14 protein-coding genes are annotated in these 24,051 nt (G+C 69.5%); 7 read left to right on the top strand and 7 right to left on the bottom strand.

The window, feature by feature from the left end; genetic code table 11:
• Positions 1-31: 31 nt before the first annotated feature.
• Positions 32-1,351, top strand: a complete 1,320-nt coding sequence (locus tag DTA22_RS11930; protein WP_112299605.1) for a DUF2252 domain-containing protein — start codon at positions 32-34, stop codon at positions 1,349-1,351.
• Positions 1,352-1,356: 5 nt separating this feature from the next.
• On the opposite strand, the gene DTA22_RS11925 is transcribed toward DTA22_RS11930, so the two are convergent.
• The 3 genes from DTA22_RS11925 to DTA22_RS11915 all read right to left on the bottom strand — a co-directional run bounded on the left by DTA22_RS11925 (position 1,357) and on the right by DTA22_RS11915 (position 8,220).
• Positions 1,357-2,853, bottom strand: a complete 1,497-nt coding sequence (locus DTA22_RS11925; RefSeq protein WP_011597678.1) for a dynamin family protein — start codon at positions 2,851-2,853, stop codon at positions 1,357-1,359.
• Complete coding sequence (locus DTA22_RS11920; protein ID WP_037243504.1) at positions 2,850-4,694, bottom strand: dynamin family protein; 1,845 nt, start codon at positions 4,692-4,694, stop codon at positions 2,850-2,852. Before DTA22_RS11920 ends, DTA22_RS11925 begins: the two co-directional genes overlap by 4 nt.
• Positions 4,695-4,866: 172 nt before the next feature.
• Positions 4,867-8,220, bottom strand: a complete 3,354-nt coding sequence (locus tag DTA22_RS11915; RefSeq protein ID WP_112299541.1) for an IniB N-terminal domain-containing protein — start codon at positions 8,218-8,220, stop codon at positions 4,867-4,869.
• Positions 8,221-8,578: 358 nt separating this feature from the next.
• On the opposite strand from DTA22_RS11915, the gene DTA22_RS11910 reads away from it, so the two are divergent.
• From DTA22_RS11910 to DTA22_RS11890, 5 genes are all read left to right on the top strand, one after another.
• Positions 8,579-10,405, top strand: coding sequence for an Hsp70 family protein (locus DTA22_RS11910; RefSeq protein WP_112299540.1), 1,827 nt, complete (start codon positions 8,579-8,581; stop codon positions 10,403-10,405).
• 7 nt (positions 10,406-10,412) lie between these two features.
• Positions 10,413-12,356, top strand: coding sequence for a LuxR C-terminal-related transcriptional regulator (locus tag DTA22_RS11905; protein WP_112299539.1), 1,944 nt, complete (start codon positions 10,413-10,415; stop codon positions 12,354-12,356).
• Between the two features lie 150 nt (positions 12,357-12,506).
• Positions 12,507-13,682 carry a hypothetical protein gene (locus tag DTA22_RS11900; protein ID WP_112299538.1) on the top strand — a complete coding sequence of 392 codons (1,176 nt, stop codon included), beginning with the start codon at positions 12,507-12,509 and terminating at the stop codon, positions 13,680-13,682.
• A gap of 113 nt (positions 13,683-13,795) precedes the next feature.
• Positions 13,796-15,115: a S1 family peptidase gene (locus tag DTA22_RS11895; protein ID WP_037243494.1), complete on the top strand. Its 1,320-nt coding sequence runs from the start codon at positions 13,796-13,798 to the stop codon at positions 15,113-15,115.
• A 237-nt stretch (positions 15,116-15,352) separates the two neighbouring features.
• Entirely contained in the window at positions 15,353-16,663 is a 1,311-nt protein-coding gene (locus DTA22_RS11890) for a S1 family peptidase (protein WP_037243492.1), read from the top strand.
• A 321-nt stretch (positions 16,664-16,984) separates the two neighbouring features.
• Here DTA22_RS11890 and DTA22_RS11885 read toward each other — a convergent pair whose 3' ends face one another.
• From DTA22_RS11885 to DTA22_RS11870, 4 genes are all read right to left on the bottom strand, one after another.
• Positions 16,985-17,686: a hypothetical protein gene (locus DTA22_RS11885; protein WP_052033774.1), complete on the bottom strand. Its 702-nt coding sequence runs from the start codon at positions 17,684-17,686 to the stop codon at positions 16,985-16,987.
• A complete protein-coding gene (locus DTA22_RS11880; protein ID WP_037243490.1) occupies positions 17,683-18,423 on the bottom strand; it encodes a hypothetical protein in 741 nt (246 codons plus the stop codon). The genes DTA22_RS11885 and DTA22_RS11880 overlap by 4 nt, the downstream gene beginning before the upstream one ends.
• A 344-nt stretch (positions 18,424-18,767) precedes the next feature.
• Entirely contained in the window at positions 18,768-19,439 is a 672-nt protein-coding gene (locus tag DTA22_RS11875) for a hypothetical protein (protein WP_037243489.1), read from the bottom strand.
• Positions 19,440-19,732: 293 nt separating this feature from the next.
• A complete protein-coding gene (locus tag DTA22_RS11870) occupies positions 19,733-20,179 on the bottom strand; it encodes a hypothetical protein (RefSeq protein WP_112299537.1) in 447 nt (148 codons plus the stop codon).
• Between the two features lie 622 nt (positions 20,180-20,801).
• On the opposite strand from DTA22_RS11870, the gene DTA22_RS11865 reads away from it, so the two are divergent.
• Positions 20,802-24,047: a (Fe-S)-binding protein gene (locus DTA22_RS11865; RefSeq protein WP_112299536.1), complete on the top strand. Its 3,246-nt coding sequence runs from the start codon at positions 20,802-20,804 to the stop codon at positions 24,045-24,047.
• The last annotated feature ends 4 nt before the right edge of the window (positions 24,048-24,051 follow it).

Genomic DNA, 24,051 nt, shown 5'->3' with positions numbered 1-24,051 from the left:
GCCCCCCGTCGACCGCGAGAAGGAGGCTGGTGTGGACGTCGCCGATTCCACGAGGCAGGGTCGGATCGTGGAGGTCCTCGTCGAGGCCTTTGCCGATCTGATGGAGGCGGACCCGAGCGCGTTTCGCACGAAGTTCCGGAAGATGGCCGCCGATCCGTTCGCCTTCTACCGGGGCAGCGCCTGCCTCTTCTACGACGATCTGCGTGACTTCGACGATCCGTGGGCGGACGAGCGCACCGGCCGAGTGTGGATTCACGGCGATCTGCACCTGGAAAATTTCGGCACGTACATGAACTCGGAAGGCACCCTCGTCTTCGACGTCAACGACTTCGACGAGGCGTACGTGGGGCCGTTCAGCTGGGATCTTCGCCGGTTCGTCGCGAGTCTCGCACTGATGGGCTGGCAGAAGGCCCTCCCCGAGAGCGATGTCCGGGAGCTGGCCGACACCTATCTGCGCAGTTACGTCGAGCACGTCCTGCATTACGTGCAGCGGGAGGCGGACGAGGCGTATGCGCTGCGCCTGGACAATTCGCGCGGCGCCATCCAGGACCTGCTGCTGAGTGCGCGTCTCGCCACCCGGGTGGACCTGCTCGAGTCCGTCACGGTGATCGAGGACTACGACCGGCGTTTCCGGCGGGGCCGCGGAGTCCGCGAACTCGACGAGGAGGAACGCACGACCGTCTGCGAGGCGCTGGACACGTACATCGAGAGGGTGCCCCGCAGCAAGCGGTCCGCGCGACCGGTGTTCTACCGGGTCAAGGACGTGGTCGGGCGGAAGGGCTTCGGGATCGGCAGCGCCGGCCTCCCGGCGTACAACGTGCTCATCGAAGGCGCGACCCAGGCACTCGAGAACGACATCGTGCTCTCCCTCAAGCAGGGCAATGTCGCCGCGCCGAGCCGTGTCGTCGACGAACCGCGTGTCCGCGACTACTTCGAGCACGAAGGTCACCGCACGGTGGTGAGTCAGCGGGCTCTGCAGGTTCACACCGATCCGCTGCTCGGCTACACGGAGATCGGTGACACCGGTTTCGTGGTCGCCGAACTCTCCCCGTACGAACTGGACCTCGATTGGTCGGACCTCACCGAACCGGAGGACATCGCGCCTGTGCTCGAGGACCTCGGCCGGGCGACGGCGAAGGTGCATTGCGTCTCCGACGAGGACAGCGATCAGACCCTGGTCACGTTCCAGACCGAGGAGGCCATCCAGAGCGTCGTCGACGGCAGGCTGGACGAGTTCGTCGGCGAAATCGTCGACTTCGGCATCGCGTACGCCGAGGTGAGCCGCAAGGATCACCAGCTGTTCGTGAACGCGTTCCGGGAGGGCGAGATCGGGGGCGTGTCCGCGACCTAGCCGAGCTACAGGCGGACGGTGTTCAGTTCCTCCAGAACACCTTCCGCGCTGCGGGCGGCGACGGTGCACGCTCTCGCGGTGAACTGGTCGAGCAACGGGTGGCGCGCTCGTTCGCGCCACTTCCGCACCGCGGCGAGTGCCCGCATCCTCTGCAACTCCACGGAGTCGTCGCCGTCCGTGCCCAGTCGTTCGGCGATCTGGATCCCGAATCCACCGATCAGGCGTTGCAACTCGGCCACGTCGTCGGCGGGCAGTCCCACCTCGGTGGACCGCAGCCGCCCGAGCAGGCGCAGTTCCTGGAAACCGTGCACGTCGGAGAGCAGCCGTTCGGCCGACATCAGGATCTCGCCGGCACCCGGCACCGGATGCGCCGTGAGCACCCGCTTGAGTGCCACGAGCGCCGAATGGGTCTTCAACTGGTCGGCCCGCTGCCCGAACTGGATGTCGATCACCTGACGCAATTCGTCGAGGCCGCTGCGTTCCACCAACTCGGCCGCCAGCGTCGGCGAGTCCTTGGTGCCCAGCCGGATCAGGGTGACGGCCATCCGGATCCCGAAGAGCCCGAAGCGGTCTGCCAGCTGGGCCCGCATGCGGGCGTCCACGGGCAGGGGACTGTCCTCACGCGCGAACCGGTCGGCCGACAGCATCGCCAGGTTCAGATCGTCGACCGGGACCTCGGCCAGATGCTGGAACGCGGTGAACTCGGCCTGACGCATCGTGCGGGCCCCGAGCGCCAGCAGACCCGCGACGGGGACGACGGCCTGGCACAGCCCGGTGCGCTCGAGTTCGCCCGCGAACCGGGACGCCACCTCCTTGGCGGACATCATGGCGTCCAGGCGTCCCGCCCCCACCTCGTCGGCCCGCGACACGACACCGACCACACCGAGCGGTCCCGATTCGTCGCCCACGTGGTCGCCGATCTGACCGAGGAACTGGACGTCGGTCGCGTTGAGCGTGCGCAGCAGGTAGACCACGGCGTCGGCGCCGGACGCCTCGTTGTCGGGGGTGAGCATCTCGAGGGTGCGGGCCGAGACGTCGCGCGACAGCGAGGACGTGCCCGGGGTGTCGATGATCGTCGTGTGCGCCAGGGCGGACGACGGCCACTCCACGTCGAGGCGGTCCACCTGGTCGGCGGTGAGGTGGCCGAGGTCGAACGTGAGATGTCCGTCGCGGCGCAGCACCGGGACGTTGGCGGAGCGCTGTGCGCCGCTGCCGGGGTCCGGCTGGTACCAGGCCGTCACGGTGGGTGTCGACCCGCTCCGGTACCAGGTGACGACGCGGGTGCACTCGGTCGCGTCGGTGGGCGCGATGTCCTGCCCCACCAGGGAATTGAGCAGCGTGGACTTGCCTGCTTTCAACGAGCCGGCCAGGGCCACCCGCAGGGGTTGTTCCAGTCGCCGGGCGCATTCGGTCAGCTGATCCCGGATCTCGGGTCTGCCCGCGTACAACTGCCGGGCGGACGCGATGAGTGCCCGGGCCTCGTGAAGCGGAGCGGCCGTCATGCCGTGACCGCTCCCGCGTCGCCTGCGACGAGTTGCGCGGCTTGCTGTTTCAGTTCGGATGCGACGTGCAGATCCTTCTCGAGCTGCGCGATCCGGCGGGTCCGTTCGGTGGACTCGAGGTTCGCCGCCTCCTGCGCGCCGCGCAGCGAGTCGTTGATCGACCGCAGCGCCTGTTCGGCGATCGCGCTGAAATGATCGCGCAGCAACCGCTGGATCGACCGGAGCCGATCCTTCGACTCCTTGCCCACCTGGAAGCTGGCGTCGTCGGCGAACCGGCGGATCGCGGCCTTCGCCTCCGCACGCCGCTTCAGGATCCGGCTCTCCTTGTCTTCCCGGTACGCCTTGGTGCCGAGGAGGACTCCGGCGCCGATCGAGATCGGGTTGACCAGGGCCATCCCCATCATCGTGGTGATCAGACCGAACATGAGGACGCCGCCGTACGATCCGCGCATCCCGACGAGAACCTTCTGGGTGATGCCGATGCGTCCGGCCTCGAGGTCCGCGAGCGAGGCCACCGGTTCGAGGACACCGTCGACGTTCGCGACGTCCAGGTGCGGCAGTTCGACGGCACCCGTCTCGGCGAAGTGCTGCGCCACCACCTCGGCCAGCCACAGCGCGCGGTCGTGGGCCCACACGAAGTTGTCGCCGATCGCGGTGGCGAATTCCTGCTCGAGCCACTGGCCCAGCGCGTCCCAGTCCTTACCGGGGTCGCCCTCGTCGACGGTCTCCTCCGCCTCGCGGGTGACGCGACGCAACCGGTCCCGGAGGTCGTGGTCGATGTCCGCGGCCAGGTCGGCGATACCGTCACCCAGCGTCTGCTGCCACAGCGACGTCTTCTTGTGCAGCTCCTCGGCGGCGGCCTTCGCCTTCTGCAGTTCCGCGACCGCGGCGACACCCTTCGCCGGATCGCGCAGGGCGGCAAGCTCACTGCCGATCCCCAGCGTGAGATGCTCGGCCGCGGAGGACACGTCCAGCGACACGGCCCGGCGCGTGTTCGCCTCCGCGCGCGCCACCACCCGCTCGCGCAGGAACGCGTACAGGTCGACGAAACCGGATTCGGTGTTGAGTTCCTCGTCCTGCAGTCGCAGCGCGTGGGAACGCAGCACCGAGGAGATCGGGATCAGGGGAACGTCGAGACCGGCGCGCGCGAGGTGCCCGCGGTCGGCCTCGACGATCTCGCGCCAGTGCGGATACAGGTCCGTCTTGCTGATCAGGCACGCCACCGACGGGCACAGGCTCGTCACCTGACGGATGAAACCGAGCTCCGGTTCGGTGAATTCCTGGCTGGCGTCGGAGAGAACGAACACGGCGTCCGACGCCGGGATCAGCCCGAGTGTGCTCGCGGCGTGCGGGTTGCCTGCACCGCCCACGCCGGGCGTGTCGACGAGGACCAACCCGTCGGCGAGGAGCGGGCTCGGGACGTTGACCTCCACCCGCAGCACCTCCCGGCCCTCGGCGCGGGGCGAGGCCGGAGTGATCCCGTTCAGCTCGTCGAGCGGAAGAGGAACCCGGATCGGGTCGGCACCCGGATCGGCGAGGACCAGTTCCGCCGACGCCGTCTCGGCGTTCTGGACGACGGTGGGGATCGCGGTGGTCTCGTCGTCGCCCACCGAGCACACGGTGAGGTTGAGAAGGGAGTTCACGAACTGGCTCTTGCCCTGCTTGAGCGGTCCGACCACCACGATCCGCATCCGCGGGTCCTGCACCCGGGTCCGGGCCGAGTCGAGGCGCTGCGCCAGGTCGCCGCGACCGAACCTCTTCGCCACGTCCAGGGCCTGCTCGAGCAACGCCGTCATCGACGGGGACCCGGCTGGACTCTTCTCGGCGGCTGCACTGTCCATGAGCTTCGTTGACCCGCAATTCTTCCGACCTCTGTGCGGACACCACGTTCAGTGCACCGACACCCGACTGTGTGAAACAGCCCCGCACGCATAACGCGTCCGGGGCTGATTTCGTTACATCGTACGGCGGTTCCGGCCGCCCCGTCTGGGGGATGCCGGAACCGCCGTCTCATCACGGCTCGAGGTGATCGACCACGTCCGTGACGTCGTGCGTCGTGGCCACCGAGGTGTCGGTGTCGCCGAACAGCGAGCCGTCGGTGTCCGCGTGCAGGCCCGAGTCGGCGCCGAACGCGTTGTCCGCGTCGATCGACGACCAGGTGTCGGCTCCGGTGTCGACGGCACCGCCCAGGGTGGACCCCAGACCGCCTGCGATCGAACCGGTGGTGTCGGCCACGACCCCGCCGACCGCACCGAGGTCGGCCGAACCGTCCGTGGTCGCGTCCGCGTCGGCGGAACCGCCGGCCGATGCTCCACCCTCGACCGAACCACCGGCGGACGCTCCGCCGTCGATGGCGCCGCCCACTGCGGCTCCACCGTCGACCGCTCCGCCGACCGCACCGTCGAGTGCGCCTCCGACCGAGGTGCCGAGCGATCCGAGGCCACCCACGCCACCGGACAATCCGGCGCCGAGGCCGGTGACCGCGTCGGTGGTGGCATCCAGGCCACCGGTCAGACCGGCAGTGGCGTCGACCGCGCTGTCCAGGCCGCCTTCGATTCCGCCGGCCACGTCGCCGCCGACCCCGGCCGCGGCGTCGACCGTGCCACCGAGGCTTCCGCCGACATTCGCGGCCGTGTCCAGGGCGCCGCCGACCGTGCCACCCAGGTTGGCCGCCGTGTCCAGGGCGCCGCCGAGGTTCGCGTCCAGGCTCGCACCGGCGTCGGCGACCGCGCCGACCGAGGCGCCTGCCTCGCCCACCGCGTCGACGGCACCGCCGACGCTGCCGGTCAGTGCGGAGCCGAGGCCCGCACCGGTGTCGAAGATTCCACCCAGACCACCGGTGAGGCCGCTGGTCAGACCGGCGCCCAGGCCGCCCGCCGTGTCCAGTCCGCCGACCAGGTTGGTTCCGAGGCTGCCGCCCAGGTCCACCCCGGCGTCGGCAACCGCACCGACACCCGCCGCGACACCGGCACCGATGCCTGCCGCGGCGTCCGCGCCACCCGCCACGCCGCCGCCGACGGCGCCGCCCACGTTGCCCGTGACGTCACTGCCCACGTCGAGCAGTCCGCCGAGCGCGCCGTCGATGCCGCCCGTCAGGCCACCCGCGAGATCGGTGCCCGCGTCGAGCGCACCGTCCAGGGCGCCGCCCACGCCGGCTGCGGCGCCGAGTCCGAGGTCGGCGTCCAGAGCGGAGTCCAGATCGAGTCCGCCACCGGCCTCCAGAGCCGTCTCCAGTGCGGAACCGAGGGTCGCGCTGAGGTCGCCGTCGGCTCCGAGGACTCCACCGAGAGCGGTGCCCAGCGTGCTGCCGATGCTTCCCTCCGCGCCGAGAACGCTGTCGAGGTCGAGGGCGCCGCCGGTCTCCAGCGCACCGCCGAGCACTCCGCCGAGCGCCGCGCCGAGGTCTGCGCCCGCGCCGCCACCGACACCGAACGCACCGCCGAGCAGGCCACCAAGGTCGGTCACTCCACCGAGGTCGACTCCGCCGTCCGCGCCGAGCACCGCGTCGAGGGCCGCACCCAGACCGGCGGTGGCGTCACCGTCGACTCCGAGCACCCCGCCGAGCGCGCCGCTGATGGTGGTTCCCAGGTCGGCACCGGTGTCGAGGACACCGCCCAGCCCGAGGCCGCTCTCCAGAGCGCCGCCCAGGACCGTGCCCAGGTTCGCGCCTGCCTCGCCGCCCAGCCCGAGGGCTCCGCTCAGCGCCGTCGTCAGCTCCGACGTCAGTTCCCCGCCGAGTCCCAGGTCGGCGCCCAGCCCGAGGTCCAGTCCGCCGTCCAGCAGGCCGCCCAGGTCGATGTCCGTCACACCGCCTGCGCCGAGCACGGCGTCGAGGGTGCTGCCCAGTTCGGCGGCCAGGCCACCGTCCAGGCCGAGGGCTCCGCCGAGGACCGTACCGAGTGCGGCGTCCAGTCCCAGTCCGCTGTCGAGTGCGCCGGACAGGGCGCCGCCGAGGCCACCCTCCAGGTCGAGGGCGCCGCCGAGCAGACCGCCCAGGGCTCCACCGAGATCGCCGCTGACGTCGCCGCCCGCGCCGAGGACGCCACCGAGGATGCCGCTCAGCGCGCCACCGAGGTCGCCGTCGGCACCGAGAACGGCGCCGAGGTCGAGCCCGCCACCGGCACCGAGAACGGCGTCCAGCGCGGTACCCAGACCGGCCGTGAGGTCGCCGCCGACTCCGAGTTCGCCGCCGAGCAGTCCGCTCAGCGCACCGCCGAGGCTGCCGCCCGCACCGAGGATCGCGTCGAGGTCCAGTCCGCCGCCCAGGTCCGCGATCGAACCGAGGGTCGCGCCGAGTGCGCCACCGAGGTCTGCGCTCAGGTCGCCGCCCGCACCGAGAACTCCGCCGAGTGCGCCACCGAGGACCGCGCCGAGGTCGGTGCCGAGGACTCCGCCGAGTGAGCCGGCGACGTCACCGAGCAGTTCACCGCCGAGCAGGCCTTCGAGGGTGGCGCCCAGTCCGCCGCCCGCGCCGATCGCCGCGTCGAGCGCACCGCCCAGCGCGCCACCGAGACCGGCGTCGACCCCGAGCACGCCGCCGAGGGTCGTTCCGAGCACAGCACCGAGGTCGAGGCCGCCACCGAGTCCGGCGAGGATGTCACCGTCCAGGCTGCCGCCGAGGTCGACGACGCTTCCGAGGGCGGCACCGAGAGCCGCACCCAGCTCGGCGCCCAGGTCGCCGCCGATCGACAGTGCGGGGGCGAGGATCCCGGTGAGACCACCGGCCACGTCGACCACCGGCAGGGCCGTGATCGCCGCGGTGAGGGTGGTGGCGAGCTGCGCGGTCAGGTCGGCGCCCAGCCCGAGTGCGCCTCCGAGCGCCCCGCTGATCGCGGCGCCGAGGTCGAGGGCGCCGTCGAGGTCGAGGCCACCCGTGAGGGAGAGTGCTGCGTCGAGGGCCGCACCCAGCGCGGCGCCGAGCTGCGCACCGATCTCGCCGCCGATCTCCAGCGCGGCACCGAGCGCGGCGCTCAGGCCGGCAGCCAGTTCCGCGGCGAAGTCGAAGTCGCCGCCCAGGCCGGCACCGAGACCGAGGCCTGCGCCGGCACCGATACCGACCGCACCGCCGAGACCGCCGCCGAGACCGAGGCCGCCGCCCAGTCCGCCACCGACACCTGCGCCGATACCGCCCGCAACATCACCGGCGACGTCGGCACCGGCGTTGACGATCGCGGCCAGGTCGGCCCCGCCGCCTGCGAACAATCCCGACTCCGCGACCAGGGGAGCGACGGAGACGATGTCAGCGTGGCTCACACCCTGCAGGCCGGCGGCGCACAGCGCCTCGGTCGGGTTGGCGCAGTAGGCCGCCGCAGCCTGCTCGTCGCGAAGAAGGCCGAGGATGAAGTCGAGGACGGCGTTGGTAGCCATGGCAGCTCTCCTGTAGTCGAGGTTCGGGGAGTTCGGGTGGCCACCACAACTGCTGTGACGGCGAGTGAAATACACGTTATGGATCGGCGGCCCCCTTCCCAACGGGGCGGCGCCCCCTACTCGGGGACCCCGGTATCGGGGATCTCCCATCGGGGGTCGGGCCCTCCCCGTTAGGGGATGGGGGGCCATTAGGGGATCGGCCCCGTAACTGCCGTCGACCAGCGGCGTCGGCGTAACGAAACGGCCGCCACCCGCGACAATTCGAGTGACCACGACGGCATCGGCCGTCACATACGACGGCGGCACCGTCCGCCTGACGCAGGCGGCGTGACGCCCGCCCGGACCACAGGAGTGGAACATGGCTGCAGCGCTCGGCATCGGTGTCGGATCGGTCAATACGGTGGCCGCCGTCGACACGGACGGGGCGAGCGTGACGGATGCCGCCGACCTCACCGTCCTGTCCCGCGCAAGTGTTCTCCACCTCTCCCCCGACCGCGCACCCGTCCTCGGCGACGACACGAGCGAACCGGACGCGGTGACGGTGTCCGACTTCGCGAACCGCGTGGGCGACCCGGTCGGGATCCTCACCGACGACGGTTCGACCTACTCCGGTGAAGACCTCGTTGCCACCGCCGTGAGCTGCATCGTGCACGAGGCCGCGTCGGGCAGGCACGGCCTTCCGACCACCGTGGTCGCGCACCCGACCGTCTGGCCGCCGTACACCGTCGGTGTTCTCGCCGACGCGCTCGAGCAGGCCGGCGTCACGGACGCCACCCTGGTGTCGGAGGCGCAGGCGGTGATGACGTGGCTCGAACGGACCCGCGGCACCCTCGGCGACGCGTTGACCGTCATCTACGACCTCGGCGGCACCTCGCTCGACATCACCCTCTTCCGTTCGGACGCACACGGCACGGAGACCGGAATCCTCGGCAAGCCGGTGCGGTCCGAGGACTTCGGTGGCGCCCACTTCGACCACGCCACCATGCAGTACGTTCTCGGCAACGTCGCCGAGGAGTTCGGCGACATCGACCCGTTCGCCCCCGACACCGTCGCCGCCCTGACCCGGCTGCGCACCCGGTGCACCGCGGCGAAGGAGGCCCTGTCCTCCGACACCGAAGCCACCATCGGCATCGAGCTGCCCGGCATCTCCACCGACGTTCGGCTGGTGCGCTCGGAACTCGAAGACCTCATCCGCGAATCCCTGCAGGAATCGGTGACGCTGGTGCGCGAGAGCATCCACGCCGCCGGTCTCGAATCCAGCGACGTCACCCAGGTGGTGCTCACCGGCGGAAGCGCCTCCATCCCGCTGGTCGCCGAACTCCTGTCGGCGGAACTGCGCGTTCCCGTCGTCGCGGCCGAACGTCCGGGCCATACCGCGGCGCTGGGTGCAGCCCTGCTCGCCGCCGACAACGATGCGGGACGCGCCGCGGCCCCGACCGTCGCGCGGATGCCGGTCGTCGTGCCCACCGCGGCGCCGGCCGCGGCAGCGCCCGCCGCCCCGGTCACCGAGTCGGAGGCAGAGACCGTCGTCTTCGCCGCCCGCACCCCCGCACCGACCCTCGCCGAGCCCGCCGCCACCGGCATGTCGCGGAAGAAGAAGGCCGGGATCATCACCGCCTCCGCCGCCGCCATCGCCCTGCTCGCCGCGGGTGGGCTGTCGCTCGGCACGGCCCTCGACGTCGCACCGTCCTCGTCCAGCTCGGGTTCGAGCACCTCGCAGTCGTCGAGCATGTCGGCGGGTGCGGCCTCCACGTCCGGTGTTCCGGCCGAGGCCGCCGCGACGGGCGCCGCTACTCCCGGCACCGAGGCGGCGGGCGTCGTCGCCGCGACCGGTGTCCCCGGCACCGCGGCCGGCGTCGCGACTCCGGTCGCCGCTCCCGGCACCGTCCCACCCGGCACCGTGGCACCGGCCGCGGCCGCACCGGTGGCCGCGGCGCCTGGCACCGCACCTGCTCCCGCGGCCGAAGTACCCGCTCCCGCACCAGCCCCAGCTCCCGCGCCCGCACCGGCCCCCGCTCCGGCCCCGAGCGTTCCCCAGACCGACGGCGGCGCCGCGATCGCCAACACCATCGTCGGCGGTGCCGGCGCGGTGGGTAACACCGTCAACGGAGTGGGCGACACGGTCGGCGGCGTCGTCGGCGGAGTCACCGGCCTGGTGCCCGGCGTCCTCGGCAACGGCGGATAGGGCGCCGGTGTCCACGCTCCCCTCACCGCTTCCTCCCACGGAACTCGCGGAGCTCGACGGCCCGCAACTGTCCGTTCTCGCATTGGTTCTGCTCGGCAGCGACCTCGACGAGACCGTGGTCGCCCGAGTACTCGACGTCGAACCCGACCGTGCCCGTGCCGCTGTCGACGCACTCCGCTCGGACGGCTGGGTTGACGAACGGGACGCGCTGGTTCTCGCGGACCGCACTCATCTGACGGAAACGCTCGGCGAGAACCGGCTGAACACGCTGGCTCGCCGCCTGCTCGCCCATCACGTCGAGCGCGGAACGCTCACGCTGCCCGTCGCCCGCGCGGTCGCCGCGACCGGCACACCGAGCGACGAACTCAGCCAATTCCTCTGCACCCAGGCCGAACTCGCCGAACCAGCGGCAGCCGTCGTGTTGTACGCCGAAGCCGGCCGGGTCGGCAGGCTCGGCGACAGCGCCGTCGTCGCCTACGCCGAGGCCTGCGCCCTGAACGGCGACCTCGACACCGCGGTCGGGCTGGCCGATTCGGTCCTCGAACGGTCCGGCACCGTCGACGATCCGGAACTCGCTGCGGCCGTCCGGATTTCGGCCGCCGGCGCCGCGTTCTGCGGCATGATCGATCGCAGTGCCGAACTGTACGCGTGGCTCGGCGCCGACCGGGCGGGCGCCGACGCGTCCCTCGCCGCCTCCCTCCTGGTGGTCGCGGGCCGGCTCGACGACGCCGAAGCCGTCCTCGCCACCAGTGCGGGCGCACCCCCCACGGCCGCCACCGCCGGCGCCGCACTCGTCGCGACCGGACTCGTCCAGTCCGTGACCGCGTCCGCCAACGCGGCACTGAATTCGCTGACCCGTGCGCTGTCGCTTCCCGGTCGCGCGTCCCGGCCACGGGTGCTGCCCGACTCCCCCGCCGCGATCACCGCCCTCGCCGCGCTCCACTGCGGCGAACTCGCCCACGCGGACGCCGTCCTCGGCCGGGCACGGGAGGCCGAACGGCCCGGCAGCGTCACCGCGAACCGGCATCAGCTGCTCACCGCCTGGACGTCCATGGTCCGCGGCGACCTCGCCGCGGCGCAGTCCCGGCTCGACGGCCTCGACACCGCGGCGATGCGGCAGCGCGATCTGCTGTTCGTCCACGGACTGCGGGTCGGGCTGGCCCGGCGCACCGGCGACAACGCGGCACTGCTCCAGGCCTGGGCGGGGGCGCAGGGTGTGATCGCCGAGTACTCGGTGGACCTGCTGAGCCTGCTGCCGCTCGGCGAACTGTGGCTGACGTCGATCCGGGTCGGCGAACCCGCCCGGATCACCCACCTCGTCGAGGACGCGCAGTCGTTGCTGCGGACGCTCGGCGAGCCGGCGATGTGGGGTTCGGCGTTGCACTGGTACGGCGTGCAGGCGTCGATCCTCGCCGAATGCCCCGCAGACCTGATGCCCCATGCGCGCGCGCTCGGCGAGGCCGCCAAGGTCAGCACGTACGCGTCCGGGCTCGCCACCGCCGGTCGCGCGTGGTTGCGCGTGCTGCAGGGCGACATCGACGCCGCATCCGTCGAGGACGCGGCCCGCACCCTCGACCGGATCGGTCTGCCGTGGGACGGTGCGCGCCTCGCGGGTGAAGCGGCGCTGCGCGCGTCCGACACGAGGGTCGCGACCGCTTTGCTGCAGGTCGCGAGGGCGCTGCGGCAGCCGACGCCCGCGGGCAACGGCGCCGATTCCGCGGTCGTGTCGAGTCCCAGCACGCCGGGGTCGCTCACCGACCGCGAGGCCGAGGTCGCCGAACTTCTCGTTCAGGGGCTGACGTACCGGGAGATCGGATCCCGCCTCTACATCTCCGCCAAGACGATCGAGCATCACGTGGCTCGGATCCGGCGGCGGCTGGGCGCCGGGTCGCGGTCGGAGCTGCTGTCGATGCTGCGCGCGATGGGCCACGGGTATTCCGCCGACTCCTGACCCGTGAGTACTTATTAACCGCGGGTGGTTGACAAGTACTCACGGGCGCCGAAGGCGCAGCCCCGTGTAACCATTCGACTGCGGCAGGCGACACACTGTGCACATGGTGCGATGACGCACTCCCTCGAACTGTGCCAGTAAGGATCTTTCATGACCACCGGAGTCGGACTCACCGTCGGCGATTCGGTTTCCACAGCGGTGGTGACCGCTTCCGGAACCGATGTGAGGACGATCGAACACCCGTCCGTCCTGTTCACGGCCCCGGACGGCACGGTTCAACTCGGCGACCCCGGCACGGAATCGACGGGCGCCGTCCGCGACTTCCTCGCCCGCGTCGGCGAACCCGCCGGCATCGAGTACGCCGGTTCGCTGACCCGCGCCGAGGACCTCGTCGCGACGGCGATGTTCTGCCTGTTCCGGGAGGCCGCGGACGGACTGTCGGGGACGGTGAAGGTCACCGCGACCCATCCGTCGGACTGGGCGCCGGAGATCGTCACGAAGCTGCGCGAATCCCTCGACTACATGGGTCTGAGCGAGGCGACGCTCATCCCCGAGTCGGTGGCACTCGCCGCCTCGCCGGAATCCCCTGCCCACGGCGCGGCACTGCTGGCGGCCGGGCTGGCACTGACCGACGAGGACACGACCGCTGACACCGAGTCGATCCCGATCGTCGAGGCCCCCCTGCACACCGCGTACTCCGCCGTGACGGCGATACCGGCAGTCGCGGCCGCTGCTGCCGCCGACGCGTCTCCGCCCGCCGAGACCGGGGCGTCCGCTCCCGCGAGCGCACCGACCCCGCCCGCCAAGCGCACGGACCGGCGGCCGCTGATCATCGCCGGTGCCGCCGCGGCCGCACTGGTGGTGGCCGGTGGCGCGCTCGCGTTCGCGCTCACCGGCAACGGCAGCACCGCGGTCCCGACGATCCAGGACGCCCAGACCGCGTCGGTGACGACGTCCAGCGCACTACCCAGACCGGCCGCACCCGCCGTCCTCCCGACTGCGAGCACGCAGGAGGTGGCCGTGACGACGGAGGTCGAGGCCCCCAGCCCGGTCGCTCCCCCGCCTGCTCCGGTGGAGACGACATCCGTGTTCGTGCCGCCACCTCCGCCGCCCTCGGCGACGCCGGTGATCACTCTCCCTTCGATCACCACGGTCCCGAAGACCACCGCGACCACGACCGCCGCGACGACCACGACGACGCCGCCGGAGACGACCACCACCACAACAACGACAACAACCACGACGACGGTGAAGAAGGAACCCGCGGCCGCGATCACCACCACGACCACGACCCCGCCGCCCGCTCTGAAAAGTCCAGGTCAGTGAGGCTTCGGTCACACCTCCCCGACGGGCCGACCCGTCCGTAGCTTAAGGTGGGGCGCTGATACCCACCCCAGAAGGAATCCTCAGTGAAACGGATTCCGTGCAGAAGGGATTTCATGCGTAACGTGCTGGCGCACCGCGCCGCTGTTGTAGGCGCCTCGGCAATGCTTCTTCTCTTTCCGTTTTCCACTGCCGCCCAGGCCGACCCTGTTACGCAGCCCGACACCACTCAGCTGAGCGCCGACAAGTTGCCGGCCGAACTCGTCGAGGCCATCACCCGCGACCTGAAGATCAGCCCGCAGGAGTACCTCGACCGCGCCGCGAAGGCACAGGAGCTGGGTAGTTACGCCGAGGACTTCCGGGAGCAGCATCCCGACGACTTCGCCGGGGCGTGGATCGGTCTCGACGGCCAGCCTGTCGTCGCGGTCACCACGGACGAGGCCGCCGATGCCGCAGCCAAGGCCGGGTACGACACCCGTATTGCGCCCGTGTCCGCGAACGGCCTGGAGAAGACCCTCTCCGACGTGAACGGCTGGATCGCGGGACTGCCGAAGGACGTGGCTTCCCAGGTCAACTCCGCGTCGATCGACGTCCTCGAGAACCGCGTCGTCATCGACGTCGTCAACAGCCCCATCGGCCAGGCGCTGAACCTGCCGACGTTGCTCGCCAACGTCAAGGTCATGTTGAGCCCCGGCAGCGGCGGTCCGGTGGAGAGGGGTCCCCTCGCCGGTGACACCTACATCACTACCGCGGGTGAGCTGCCGAAGACGCCGATCTCGGAGATCTCCGTCTGCTCGCTCGGCTTCAATGCCGTGGACGACAGCGGCCAGGCCGTGAACATCAGCGCCGGGCACTGCAACCCCGCCGAGGGTCAGCCGTCGCCGGTCTTCCTCCCCAATCACCAGAACGTCGACGACAGCCAGCAGATCGGCGCGTTCTCGAAGTCCTCGGTGGGCAACCCGGCCGACAAGCTGGACTACTCGGTGATCAAGCTCAACGAGGCGGGCGTCAAGGCCGGTCTGGACCGCCCCGCGGTTCGCGGCGCGAACGGCACCACGCTGGAGATCACCGGCACCGCCCGGCCCGTCGTCGGCGCCCCGATCTGCAAGTCGGGTCAGACGTCGTCGTTCACGTGTGGCGTGGTCGCAGCAGACCACGTCGAGACTCAGCTGTTCGTCGCCGACGGTTCGAGCCGCGTGGTCAACGGTTTCGCCGGCACCGCCTGCACCCTTGCGGGTGACAGCGGCGGCGCCATCGTCACCGGAACCCTCGCGCTGGGTATCACCAGTGGTTCCAACGCCAGTGGCGCCCCCAACTGCACGGAGGCGAACCTGGTACTGGCACCGGAGGGTGGCACCGCCAGCCTGGGCATCCCGGTCGCGGACATCGTGGACACGCTCGGATCCGGGATGCGCGTGCGCACCATCTCCGACTAGATCTCCACCGATTCGCCCTGTGCCCGGTGTCCGTTTCTCTCGGACACCGGGCACAGGTGTTCAGGCGTGGTGTCCGCTTTGTCCTGCTGCGTCGTCCACCGAGAGTGTTACAGGTGGGAATAGACGGGGCGAACCCATATAGTCGACTCCGACTGTGTACGGCCTTACCTCTCGGGGGGTCGTATTCGTATGTGCCCGCGAGGCAACTGCGAACAAACAAACATCAGAAAGGCCCCCATGCGAAGCTCCATCGCACGTCGTGCCGCCGTGTTCGGCTCCGCCGCGCTGCTGCTCCTCGGTCCGGTCGCCGCCTCCGCTCAGGCCGATCCGGTCGAGCCCGGAGTGTCCGGCCAGGCCGCTAAGCTTCCCGCGGAACTGATCGACGCTATCCAGCGTGATCTGTCGCTGAGCCCAGACCAGTACCTGGAGCACTCCGAGCTGGGCCAGAAGCTGGCCGAGTTCGCGAAGATCGCCCGCACCCAGTTCCCGGATGCGTTCGCCGGAACGTGGCTCGACAACGCCGGCACCCCGATCGTCGGGCTCGCCGACGGCGCCGACAAGGACGCCGCCGTCGCCGCGGCCGAGAAGGCCGGCTTCCAGGTGAAGGATGTGGCGCAGAGCGAGAGCAGCCTGCAGGCTCAGGTGAAGTCGCTCGACGGCTGGCTGGACACCCAGCCGCCTGCCGTCGCGGATCTCGTTCGCGGAGTGGCAATCGACATCGTGAACAACGATCTCGTGCTCCGTGCGGACAACGTGGGCGGGTTGCAGCTTCCGGACTTCCTGAAGGGCGCACGCGTCGTGCAGTCGCCTGCCACGGCCGCTCCGCTGCCGTCCACCGACCTCACCCCCATCGCCGAACCGCTCCCCGCCGACGCCCTGCTGGGCGGCGACGCGTACGGCTCGCTGGGCGGCGGAGTAGGGCTGCGCTGCTCGCTCGGTTTCAACGGCACCGACAGCTCGGGCGGTCCGGTGAACATCACGGCAGGACACTGCGACCCCAACCGGGAGGCTGCCGGCACCTCGGAGGCGTCGGAGGCGTTCTCCCTGGTCCCGGGTGGCACCGGTCCGCGGATCGGCACCTTCGCCAAGACCAGCCTGGACATCCACGACTACTCGATCATCCGGGCCGACGACAACGCCGCACACCGGTTCGAGAACAACGGCGTCCGGGTGCCCGGCGCAGCGCCGGTCGCCATCACCGGTACGGCCGACCCGATTGTCGGCGCCCCGGTGTGCAAGTCGGGTCTGACCACCGGTTTCACGTGCGGTGTCGTGACGTCCGTCGCACAGACCGTCTCGGTCGGTGAGCGCACCCTGGCCGACAGCTTCTCGACCAGTATGTGCGCCCTGCAGGGCGACAGCGGCGGCACGATCGTGACCGGCACGCTGGCGCTCGGAATCTCGAGCGCCTCCAACGTCGGGCAGTACCCGATCTGCCAGGTCGCGGACGTCGTCACGTTCGTCCTCGGCGAGAGCCCCGAGTTGTTCGCCACGCCGATCAACGAGGTACTGGCCGAGAACCCGGGTCTGCGCGTGCGCACCTCGTAACGCTGAACCGACGACGACGGCCCGCTTCCCTCTCGGGGAGGCGGGCCGTCGTCGTCGGTCGCACTCAGGCTGCGTAGGGCCGGGCCCAGCCACGTCCAGCAGGCACCGGCGGACGCGTTCGCCGGACCGGGCACCCTCCGACCATCCTTCATCTCGGCGACCCACGCACGGCCGCACACCATTTCGCGCTACTCGTGGAGGCGGAGAACTCCGAACGCACGTTCCACGGCGCCGTCCACCCTCGGCGACGACGAGGTGTCGGTGATCGTCACCGACGGGGTCGCGGCCTTCCTCGACGGCTACCGAGCGCGCGCCAACTGATCAGGCGGTCGGCTCGGGCGCGGGCGGAACGAACGGCGTGTTGATGGTGACGAGGTACTGGATTCCGAGGATCACCAGCGCGGCGCCGCCCACGAAGATGGTTCCGGCCAGCCCGCCGGCGGCGAATCCCGCCAGCAGCCCGCCGAGGCACCCGACCGGCGTGCCGATCACGGTGACGGCGAACAGGCCGCACCCGACCGCGAGACCCACGGCACCGAAGATCACGCCGAAGATCAGGCCGCCGATCAGCGTCGCGTAACCGAGGTAGCTGTTGAAGTCTGCGAGCGCCGAGTCGTCACGCTCTTCCTGAGTGTCGAATCCGTCCTGCGCTACCGATTTCAGCGACGACGCGACGTCGGCGGGAACCTGTGGGGTGAGCGTGACCGTCCGCCCGTCGAGGTCGGCGTCGATCGGATAGACGGCGTCGCCGACCCGAATCGTGAGCGGCAGTGCAGCCACCACCTTGCCGCCGTCGTCCACCACCTCGATCGCTTCCCGGGTGTCTGTGATCCGGAAGGCGCCCGCGTCGATCGACGTGACGACGGACTCGCCCTCGGCGTGTGCCTCGTAGCCGATGTCGGACGAATCCTGCTGTGTCAGTGGAGCTGTGTGTGCGGTCCCGGCGGAGATCCCGAGGGCCGCGACGACGAGGAACGCTGCTCCGGTGACGGCCCGCAGGTTCCGTGCGAACCGGCCGCTCATGCCGTGGGTTCCGGTGCGACGAACGGGCTGTTGATAGTGTTGAAGTACTGAATTCCCAGAACCACCAGGGCGCCACCGCCCACGACGATGGTGCCGGCGAGCGCGACGACGGGCGCGACGATCAGCGCACCTCCGATGCACCCCGCCACCGGGCCGGCGAGGCCGAGGAACGGAATCACCAGCGCAGCGGTGCCGGGGATGATGCCGATCGCGCAACCGATCGCCCCGCCGATGATGGCGGCGACGATCGCGGTGATCGCGCTCGTGATGCCGAGTTGCTGCTGGAAGTCGTCGAGTGCGCGGTCGTCGCGTTCCTGCTTGTCCTGCGGTGCAGCGACGTCGTCGAGGGTCAGCCGCTCCGACACGGGGACGGGGGTCGCTGCCGACGGATCCATGTTCGGGACGAGTCGCAGGACGCGAGCGGACTCGTCGACCGCCACGGCGAACGGATGCTGCAGGTCGTCGACCCGGAAGAACATGGGAATGGCGGCGACGACGCGGCCGCCGTCGTCGACCACGTCGACTGTGTCGTTCGCGGCGTTGATCGAGAAGGCGCCGGCGTCGAGGGTGGCCACAGCGGCGTCACCGTCTCGAGCGGTCTGGTAGTTGATGTTCGGGATGCCCTGTTCCGCACCCTGCTGGGGTGCGGCGGCCGGATCGGCGTATGACGTGGCCGCACCGACGCCCATCGCCGCGACGACGAGCATGGACGTGGCAGTAAACCGTCGGAGGTTCATCGAGATCCGTTTCGAGAGCAGCGCTGTGACGGACGAAGGTTAGCCTAAGCATGGGCCAACCAGGCAGGTCAGCTCCGCCGGTGTGACGAGGTTCACTGCGCACACAACGACGAACCGCCCGCCTCCGAAGGGAGGCGGGCGGTGTCCGGGCACTGCCGGGTGCGGCTACTTCACCGACTTCGTGTTGCAGTAGGCCTACTCACGCCTCGTGAAGACGTCAGAACAGCTTCGGTCCGACAGTCACGATCGTGAACACGTAGCCGAAGATGTCGGCCAGGATGCCAAACAGTTCTGCCATGAACTTTCACACCTCTCCGGAGGGCCTGAGCCTCACCAACGACTTACTACTTCGCGTTCTTGCCGTTCTTCGCCCAGACCGTGGTTCCATCGGGCGCCGTGAGAGTCTGGGCCAGCTGAATACCTGCGATGACGAGGGTCGGCCCTCCGACAATGACCGTTCCGGCAATCGCGCCGACTGCCGCGAACACCGGGACGGTCGCCAGCGCCACAGGCCCCGCGATCAGGCCGACCAAGCCGATCGCGCCTCCGACGACAGTGCCGGCCAGTCCGCCGACCGCGGAGGCCAGCGCAAGTTGCTGACCGAAATTGGTCTGCGCACGCGTATTTTCTTCGACCGAAGCAACGTCGCCCAGCGGGAGATCAGCGTCCGCGATCGGCGTCGCCTTCGCGCGATCGACAACCGGGGTCAGGGTGAGGGTCTTACCGTCCTCGCTGACCTTCTCGTCGAAGGGGAACTGCAGACCATCGAAGCGGTACGCGAGGGGCAGCGAGACGACGGCATGCCCAGCGCCGTCTTCGAGCGCAACGGATTGTCCATCCGACGACACCACGAAGGCACCTGCATCGATCTTCGTGACGACGGCACGATCCTCGACGCGAGTCTCGTAGCCGATCTGCCCCTGTGGCTCAGCCGGATCAGCAATCGCAAGCCCAGATCCCGCGGCGAAGGTACTCGCCACCAAAGCCGATGTCGTGACGACTCGACGCAACTTCATTCGGTTCCCCTTATAAGTCCAACCCCATCCGTTGCTAAACAGTAACTTGCTGATGTGATAGATCCCAATTGAGACTCGACTCGAGAAAATCGCTCGAAAAATAGTCGGCGAGGGGCTATGAAACTTTGTTCCCGGGCGACACCGAGACCGAATTCAAAGAATTGCACCAGTCATTGATGCAGTTATTACCACACAAAGCGGGGAACCGGTCGGTTTCTTTGCGGAAGGCCGTCTCGCACGACTCGGCCCCGCCGTGCGAGACACGACGGGGCCGGGCGTCGAGGCGAGGGTTCTTACTCGCCTCTGTCCGCGTAGATCGACGTCCCCGGGGCGGCGTTGTACGTCTCCCACAACTGATACGCGCTGACGCCGAGGGTGGGACCGCCGGCCACGATGGTTCCGACGACCCCGCCGATACCGGCTCCGGTGACCAGTCCGGCGACGCACCCAGCGGGAAGTGTTGCGATACAGCCGATTCCGGCCCCAGCAATGGTTCCGACCAGGCTTCCGACCGTGACGGCGATGCCGACCTGCGCACCGAACTGGGCGAACGCCCTGTCGTTCTCCTCGCGGGACGCGACGTCGTGGAACGGCAGCGAAGGAACCGCGGGCGCCGCCGTTGCCGGAACAGGCGCCGCAGGAGCAGGCGCCGCCACCGGCCCCGCATGTGACACTCCGGCAGTAAGACCCATGGCGGCCACCGCCATGCCCGCCGTCACTGCAGCTTTTCTCACGATCATTGATGCCTCATTTCAGGAGCTACCCGACGAAGTACTGGTGTGATCGAAGTGCACTGCTCGGCCCCCCCCGTGCGGCCGCTGGCCAGGGCCGGAAAACACGCTCAGAGTAACAGCGGAATCACGGCCGAATTGTTCATTGACGAAAAATTCACCACCCTCGAAAGTTACCGATCAGTAGCGAATCGAATCGGCGTAATTCGCGCGAATTACACGCGATGAATTACGTCACTCGCCCGGATTATCGGAAGAGCCGACGTGAGCACGCAGAATATTTGCCCATCGTTATCCGGACGCAATGCAACCGCGTCGAATTCGTGACGAAAACGACCACACGGAGCCCTCTCACGAAGCCGCTCGGACGGCCTCCGACGCCTGCCGGCGGAAGTTAGGGCGACCTTGGGTGAACGCCGCAATTCCGACCCTTTAACGTGACGAACAGAAAGTCCGATTGTGGCATGCACCACATGCCCTATCGGCGCCCGAGCTGCAGAGATCCCACTGAACACCGGTAAGTTACCCGCAGGTAGACTAAATAAGTTACTAGCGGGTAACTTAGCAAGCGTTAGGATCACGAGCAGTCCCGAGGTGGCCGCCCTGCCGCCCTGAAACGAAAGGCCGCGACATGAATGCCCTGACGATCACGTTGGGCACCATCGGCGTGCTGCTGAGCCTCGTATGTTGGTTCTCCTTCATCACTGGCGCATTGAAGATGGTCAACGTCGTCCGGATCGGCCAGTCGGCCCCGGACCGATGGCGCCCGTTCTTCCCGCGCTTCAAGCAGATGTGCGTCGAGTTCATCGCGCACACCCGCATGAGCAAGTTCCGCACCGTCGGCTGGGCTCACTGGCTGGTCATGGTCGGGTTCATGCTCGGAGCCATCGTGTGGTTCGAGGCGTACGGGCAGACGTTCGACCCGGCGTTCCACTGGCCGCTGGTCGGTAACACCGCCGTCTACCACTTCATCGACGAGATCCTGGGCCTCGGCACGGTCATCGGTATCACCACGCTGATCGTGATCCGCCAGCTCAACCACCCCCGCGTGCCCGCCCGGCTGTCCCGTTTCAGTGGCTCCGACTTCAAGGCCGCGTACTTCGTCGAGGCCGTCGTCCTCATCGAGGGCCTGGGCATGATCTTCGTGAAGGCCGGCAAGATCGCCACCTACGGCCACGCCAACCCGTGGACCGACTTCTTCACGATGAACCTCGCGAAGCTGCTGCCCGCGAGCCCGAACATGGTCGCGTTCTTCGCCTTCGTCAAGCTGATGTCGGGCATGATCTGGCTCTACGTCGTCGGACGCAACATCACCTGGGGTGTCGCCTGGCACCGTTTCGCGGCGTTCGCGAACATCTACTTCAAGCGTGAGGACGACGGCGACGTCGCCCTCGGTGCGGCCAAGCCCATGATGTCGGGCGGCAAGCCCATCAACATGGAGGACGCCGACCCGGACACCGACACGTTCGGCGCCGGCAACATCGAGGACTTCTCGTGGAAGGGCTGGCTGGACTTCACCACCTGCACCGAGTGCGGGCGCTGCCAGTCGCAGTGCCCCGCGTGGAACACCGGCAAGCCGCTGTCCCCGAAGCTGCTGATCACCTCGCTGCGCGACCACGGTTACGCGAAGGCCCCATACCTGCTGGCCGGTGGCCGCAAGGACATGGGCGGCGACGAGGTCGGCCTGGTGAACGGCGAGGGCGCCGTGGACGAGGCCAAGCTGGCCGCAATCCCGGAGGCTGCGCGCCAGGAGGCCGAGCGCAAGCTGGTCGGCGACACCGTCGAAGGCGAGCTGGCCCCGGTCATCGACGCCGAGACGCTGTGGAGCTGCACCAACTGCGGCGCGTGCGTCGAGCAGTGCCCCGTCGACATCGAACACGTCGACCACATCATCGACATGCGCCGTTACCAGGTGCTGATCGAGTCGGAGTTCCCGTCCGAACTGGCCGGCCTGTTCAAGAACCTCGAGAACAAGGGCAACCCCTGGGGCCAGAACTCCAAGGACCGTCTCAACTGGATCAACGAGATGGACTTCGAGATCCCGGTGTTCGGCCAGGATGCGGACAGCTTCGAGGACTACGAGTACCTCTTCTGGGTCGGCTGCGCCGGCGCCTACGAGGACCGCGCCAAGAAGACCACCAAGGCCGTTGCCGAACTGCTCGCCACCGCCGGCGTGAAGTTCATGGTGCTCGGCGCCGACGAGACGTGCACCGGTGACTCCGCTCGCCGCGCGGGTAACGAATTCCTGTTCCAGCAGCTCGCCATGCAGAACATCGAGTTGCTGAACTCCGTCTTCGACGGCGTCGAGCAGCGCAAGCGCAAGATCGTCGTCACCTGCGCCCACTGCTTCAACGCCCTCGGCAACGAGTACCCGGAGGTCGGCGGCGAGTACGAGGTGGTTCACCATACTCAGCTGCTCAACCGCCTGGTCCGCCAGAAGAAGCTGATTCCGGTCGCGTCCGTCGGTGAGGACGTCACCTACCACGACCCCTGCTTCCTCGGCCGCCACAACAAGGTCTACGACGCACCCCGCGAGCTGATGGAAGCCTCCGGCGCGAAGCTGAAGGAAATGCCCCGTCACGGCGAGCGGTCCATGTGCTGTGGTGCCGGTGGTGCCCGCATGTGGATGGAAGAGAACATCGGCAAGCGCATCAACATCGACCGGGTCGACGAGGCGCTCAGCACGGATCCGAAGAAGATCGCGACCGGCTGCCCGTTCTGCCGCGTCATGCTCACCGACGGTGTCACCGCTCGCCAGGAGTCCGGCCAGGGCGAGGGCGTCGAGGTCGTGGACGTCGCCCAGCTGATGCTCTCGTCCATCACGCGTCTCGAGCCCGAGAAGCTGAGCGAGAACATCAAGGTCATCCCCCGCGAGAAGCCGGCCGAGCCGGCCGCATCGCCGGCAGCAGCCGAGGCCAAGGCCGAGGTGGTGGAGAAGGAGCGCGTCGAAGAGGTCGAGGAGGCCGCTGCAACGCCGGCCGCCACGGAAGCTCCGGCGGGCAAGGGTCTGGCGATGAAGGGCCTGGCCAAGGCACCCGGGGCGAAGGCTCCCGGCGCCAAGGCACCCGGCAAGGGACTCGGCAAGGGACTCGGCATGGCAGGCGGGGCCAAGGCTCCCGGCGCCAAGAAGGCTGCTCCCGCCCCGGCCGAGGCTGCCGGTACGGAGGCGCCCGCAGCGGAGGCACCCAAGCCCAAGGGCCTCGGACTCGCCGGCGGTGCGAAGGCACCGGGCGGCAAGGGTCTGCAGATGAAGGGTGCCGCCAAGGCTCCCGGCGCGAAGGCCGCCGCTCCGGCTGCCGATGCACCGGCGGCGGAGGCTCCCGCAGCGGAAACCCCTGCTCAGGAAGCACCCGCGGCGAAGCCGAAGGGACTCGGACTCGCGTCCGGCGCCAAGGCACCGGGCAAGGGTTTGCAGATGAAGGGCAAGGCGAAGGCTCCCGGCGCGAAGGCTGCTCCCGCGGACGCTCCCGCCGAGCCGGCAGTCGCCGAACCCCAGGCTGCCGAACCGCAGGTCGCCGACACCTCTTCCCCTTCGGAGGCACCCGCGGCCGAGGCGCCGAAGGCTCCCCCGGCGGCGAAGGCCGGTGGACTCGGTTTCAAGAGCGGCGCGAAGGCTCCTGGAGCACGAAAGACCGCGGCCCCCAAGGCCGCCGCTCCGAAGGCCGAAGCTCCGAAGGCCGAAGCACCGAAGGCAGAGGCTCCCTCTGCTGAAGCGCCGAAGGCCGAGGCACCCGCGACCGCGGCTCCCAAGGTCGAGGAGTCGAACGGCGACGGATCCAACGGCAAAGCCCCGGAGACGGTCAAGGCTCCGCCGCCGGCGAAGCCCGGCGGACTCGGTTTCAAGGCAGGCGCGAAGGCACCGGGCCGGAAGAGCTAGCCGA

It is taken from the genome of Rhodococcus wratislaviensis (assembly GCF_900455735.1).
GTDB classification, from domain to species: domain Bacteria; phylum Actinomycetota; class Actinomycetes; order Mycobacteriales; family Mycobacteriaceae; genus Rhodococcus_F; species Rhodococcus_F wratislaviensis.
This window is presented reverse-complemented; position numbering and strand designations above follow the sequence as displayed.

Bases quoted from the DNA above. Each gene is read 5' to 3' on its own strand.
- DTA22_RS11900 (WP_112299538.1), top strand. From the start codon at position 12,507: ATGACCACCGGAGTCGGACTCACCGTCGGCGATTCGGTTTCCACAGCG.
- DTA22_RS11880 (WP_037243490.1), bottom strand. From the start codon at position 18,423: ATGAACCTCCGACGGTTTACTGCCACGTCCATGCTCGTCGTCGCGGCG.
- DTA22_RS11925 (WP_011597678.1), bottom strand. From the start codon at position 2,853: ATGACGGCCGCTCCGCTTCACGAGGCCCGGGCACTCATCGCGTCCGCC.
- DTA22_RS11920 (WP_037243504.1), bottom strand. From the start codon at position 4,694: ATGGACAGTGCAGCCGCCGAGAAGAGTCCAGCCGGGTCCCCGTCGATG.
- DTA22_RS11910 (WP_112299540.1), top strand. From the start codon at position 8,579: ATGGCTGCAGCGCTCGGCATCGGTGTCGGATCGGTCAATACGGTGGCC.
- DTA22_RS11875 (WP_037243489.1), bottom strand. From the start codon at position 19,439: ATGAAGTTGCGTCGAGTCGTCACGACATCGGCTTTGGTGGCGAGTACC.
- DTA22_RS11890 (WP_037243492.1), top strand. From the start codon at position 15,353: ATGCGAAGCTCCATCGCACGTCGTGCCGCCGTGTTCGGCTCCGCCGCG.
- DTA22_RS11865 (WP_112299536.1), top strand. From the start codon at position 20,802: ATGAATGCCCTGACGATCACGTTGGGCACCATCGGCGTGCTGCTGAGC.
- DTA22_RS11870 (WP_112299537.1), bottom strand. From the start codon at position 20,179: ATGATCGTGAGAAAAGCTGCAGTGACGGCGGGCATGGCGGTGGCCGCC.
- DTA22_RS11895 (WP_037243494.1), top strand. From the start codon at position 13,796: ATGCGTAACGTGCTGGCGCACCGCGCCGCTGTTGTAGGCGCCTCGGCA.
- DTA22_RS11885 (WP_052033774.1), bottom strand. From the start codon at position 17,686: ATGAGCGGCCGGTTCGCACGGAACCTGCGGGCCGTCACCGGAGCAGCG.
- DTA22_RS11915 (WP_112299541.1), bottom strand. From the start codon at position 8,220: ATGGCTACCAACGCCGTCCTCGACTTCATCCTCGGCCTTCTTCGCGAC.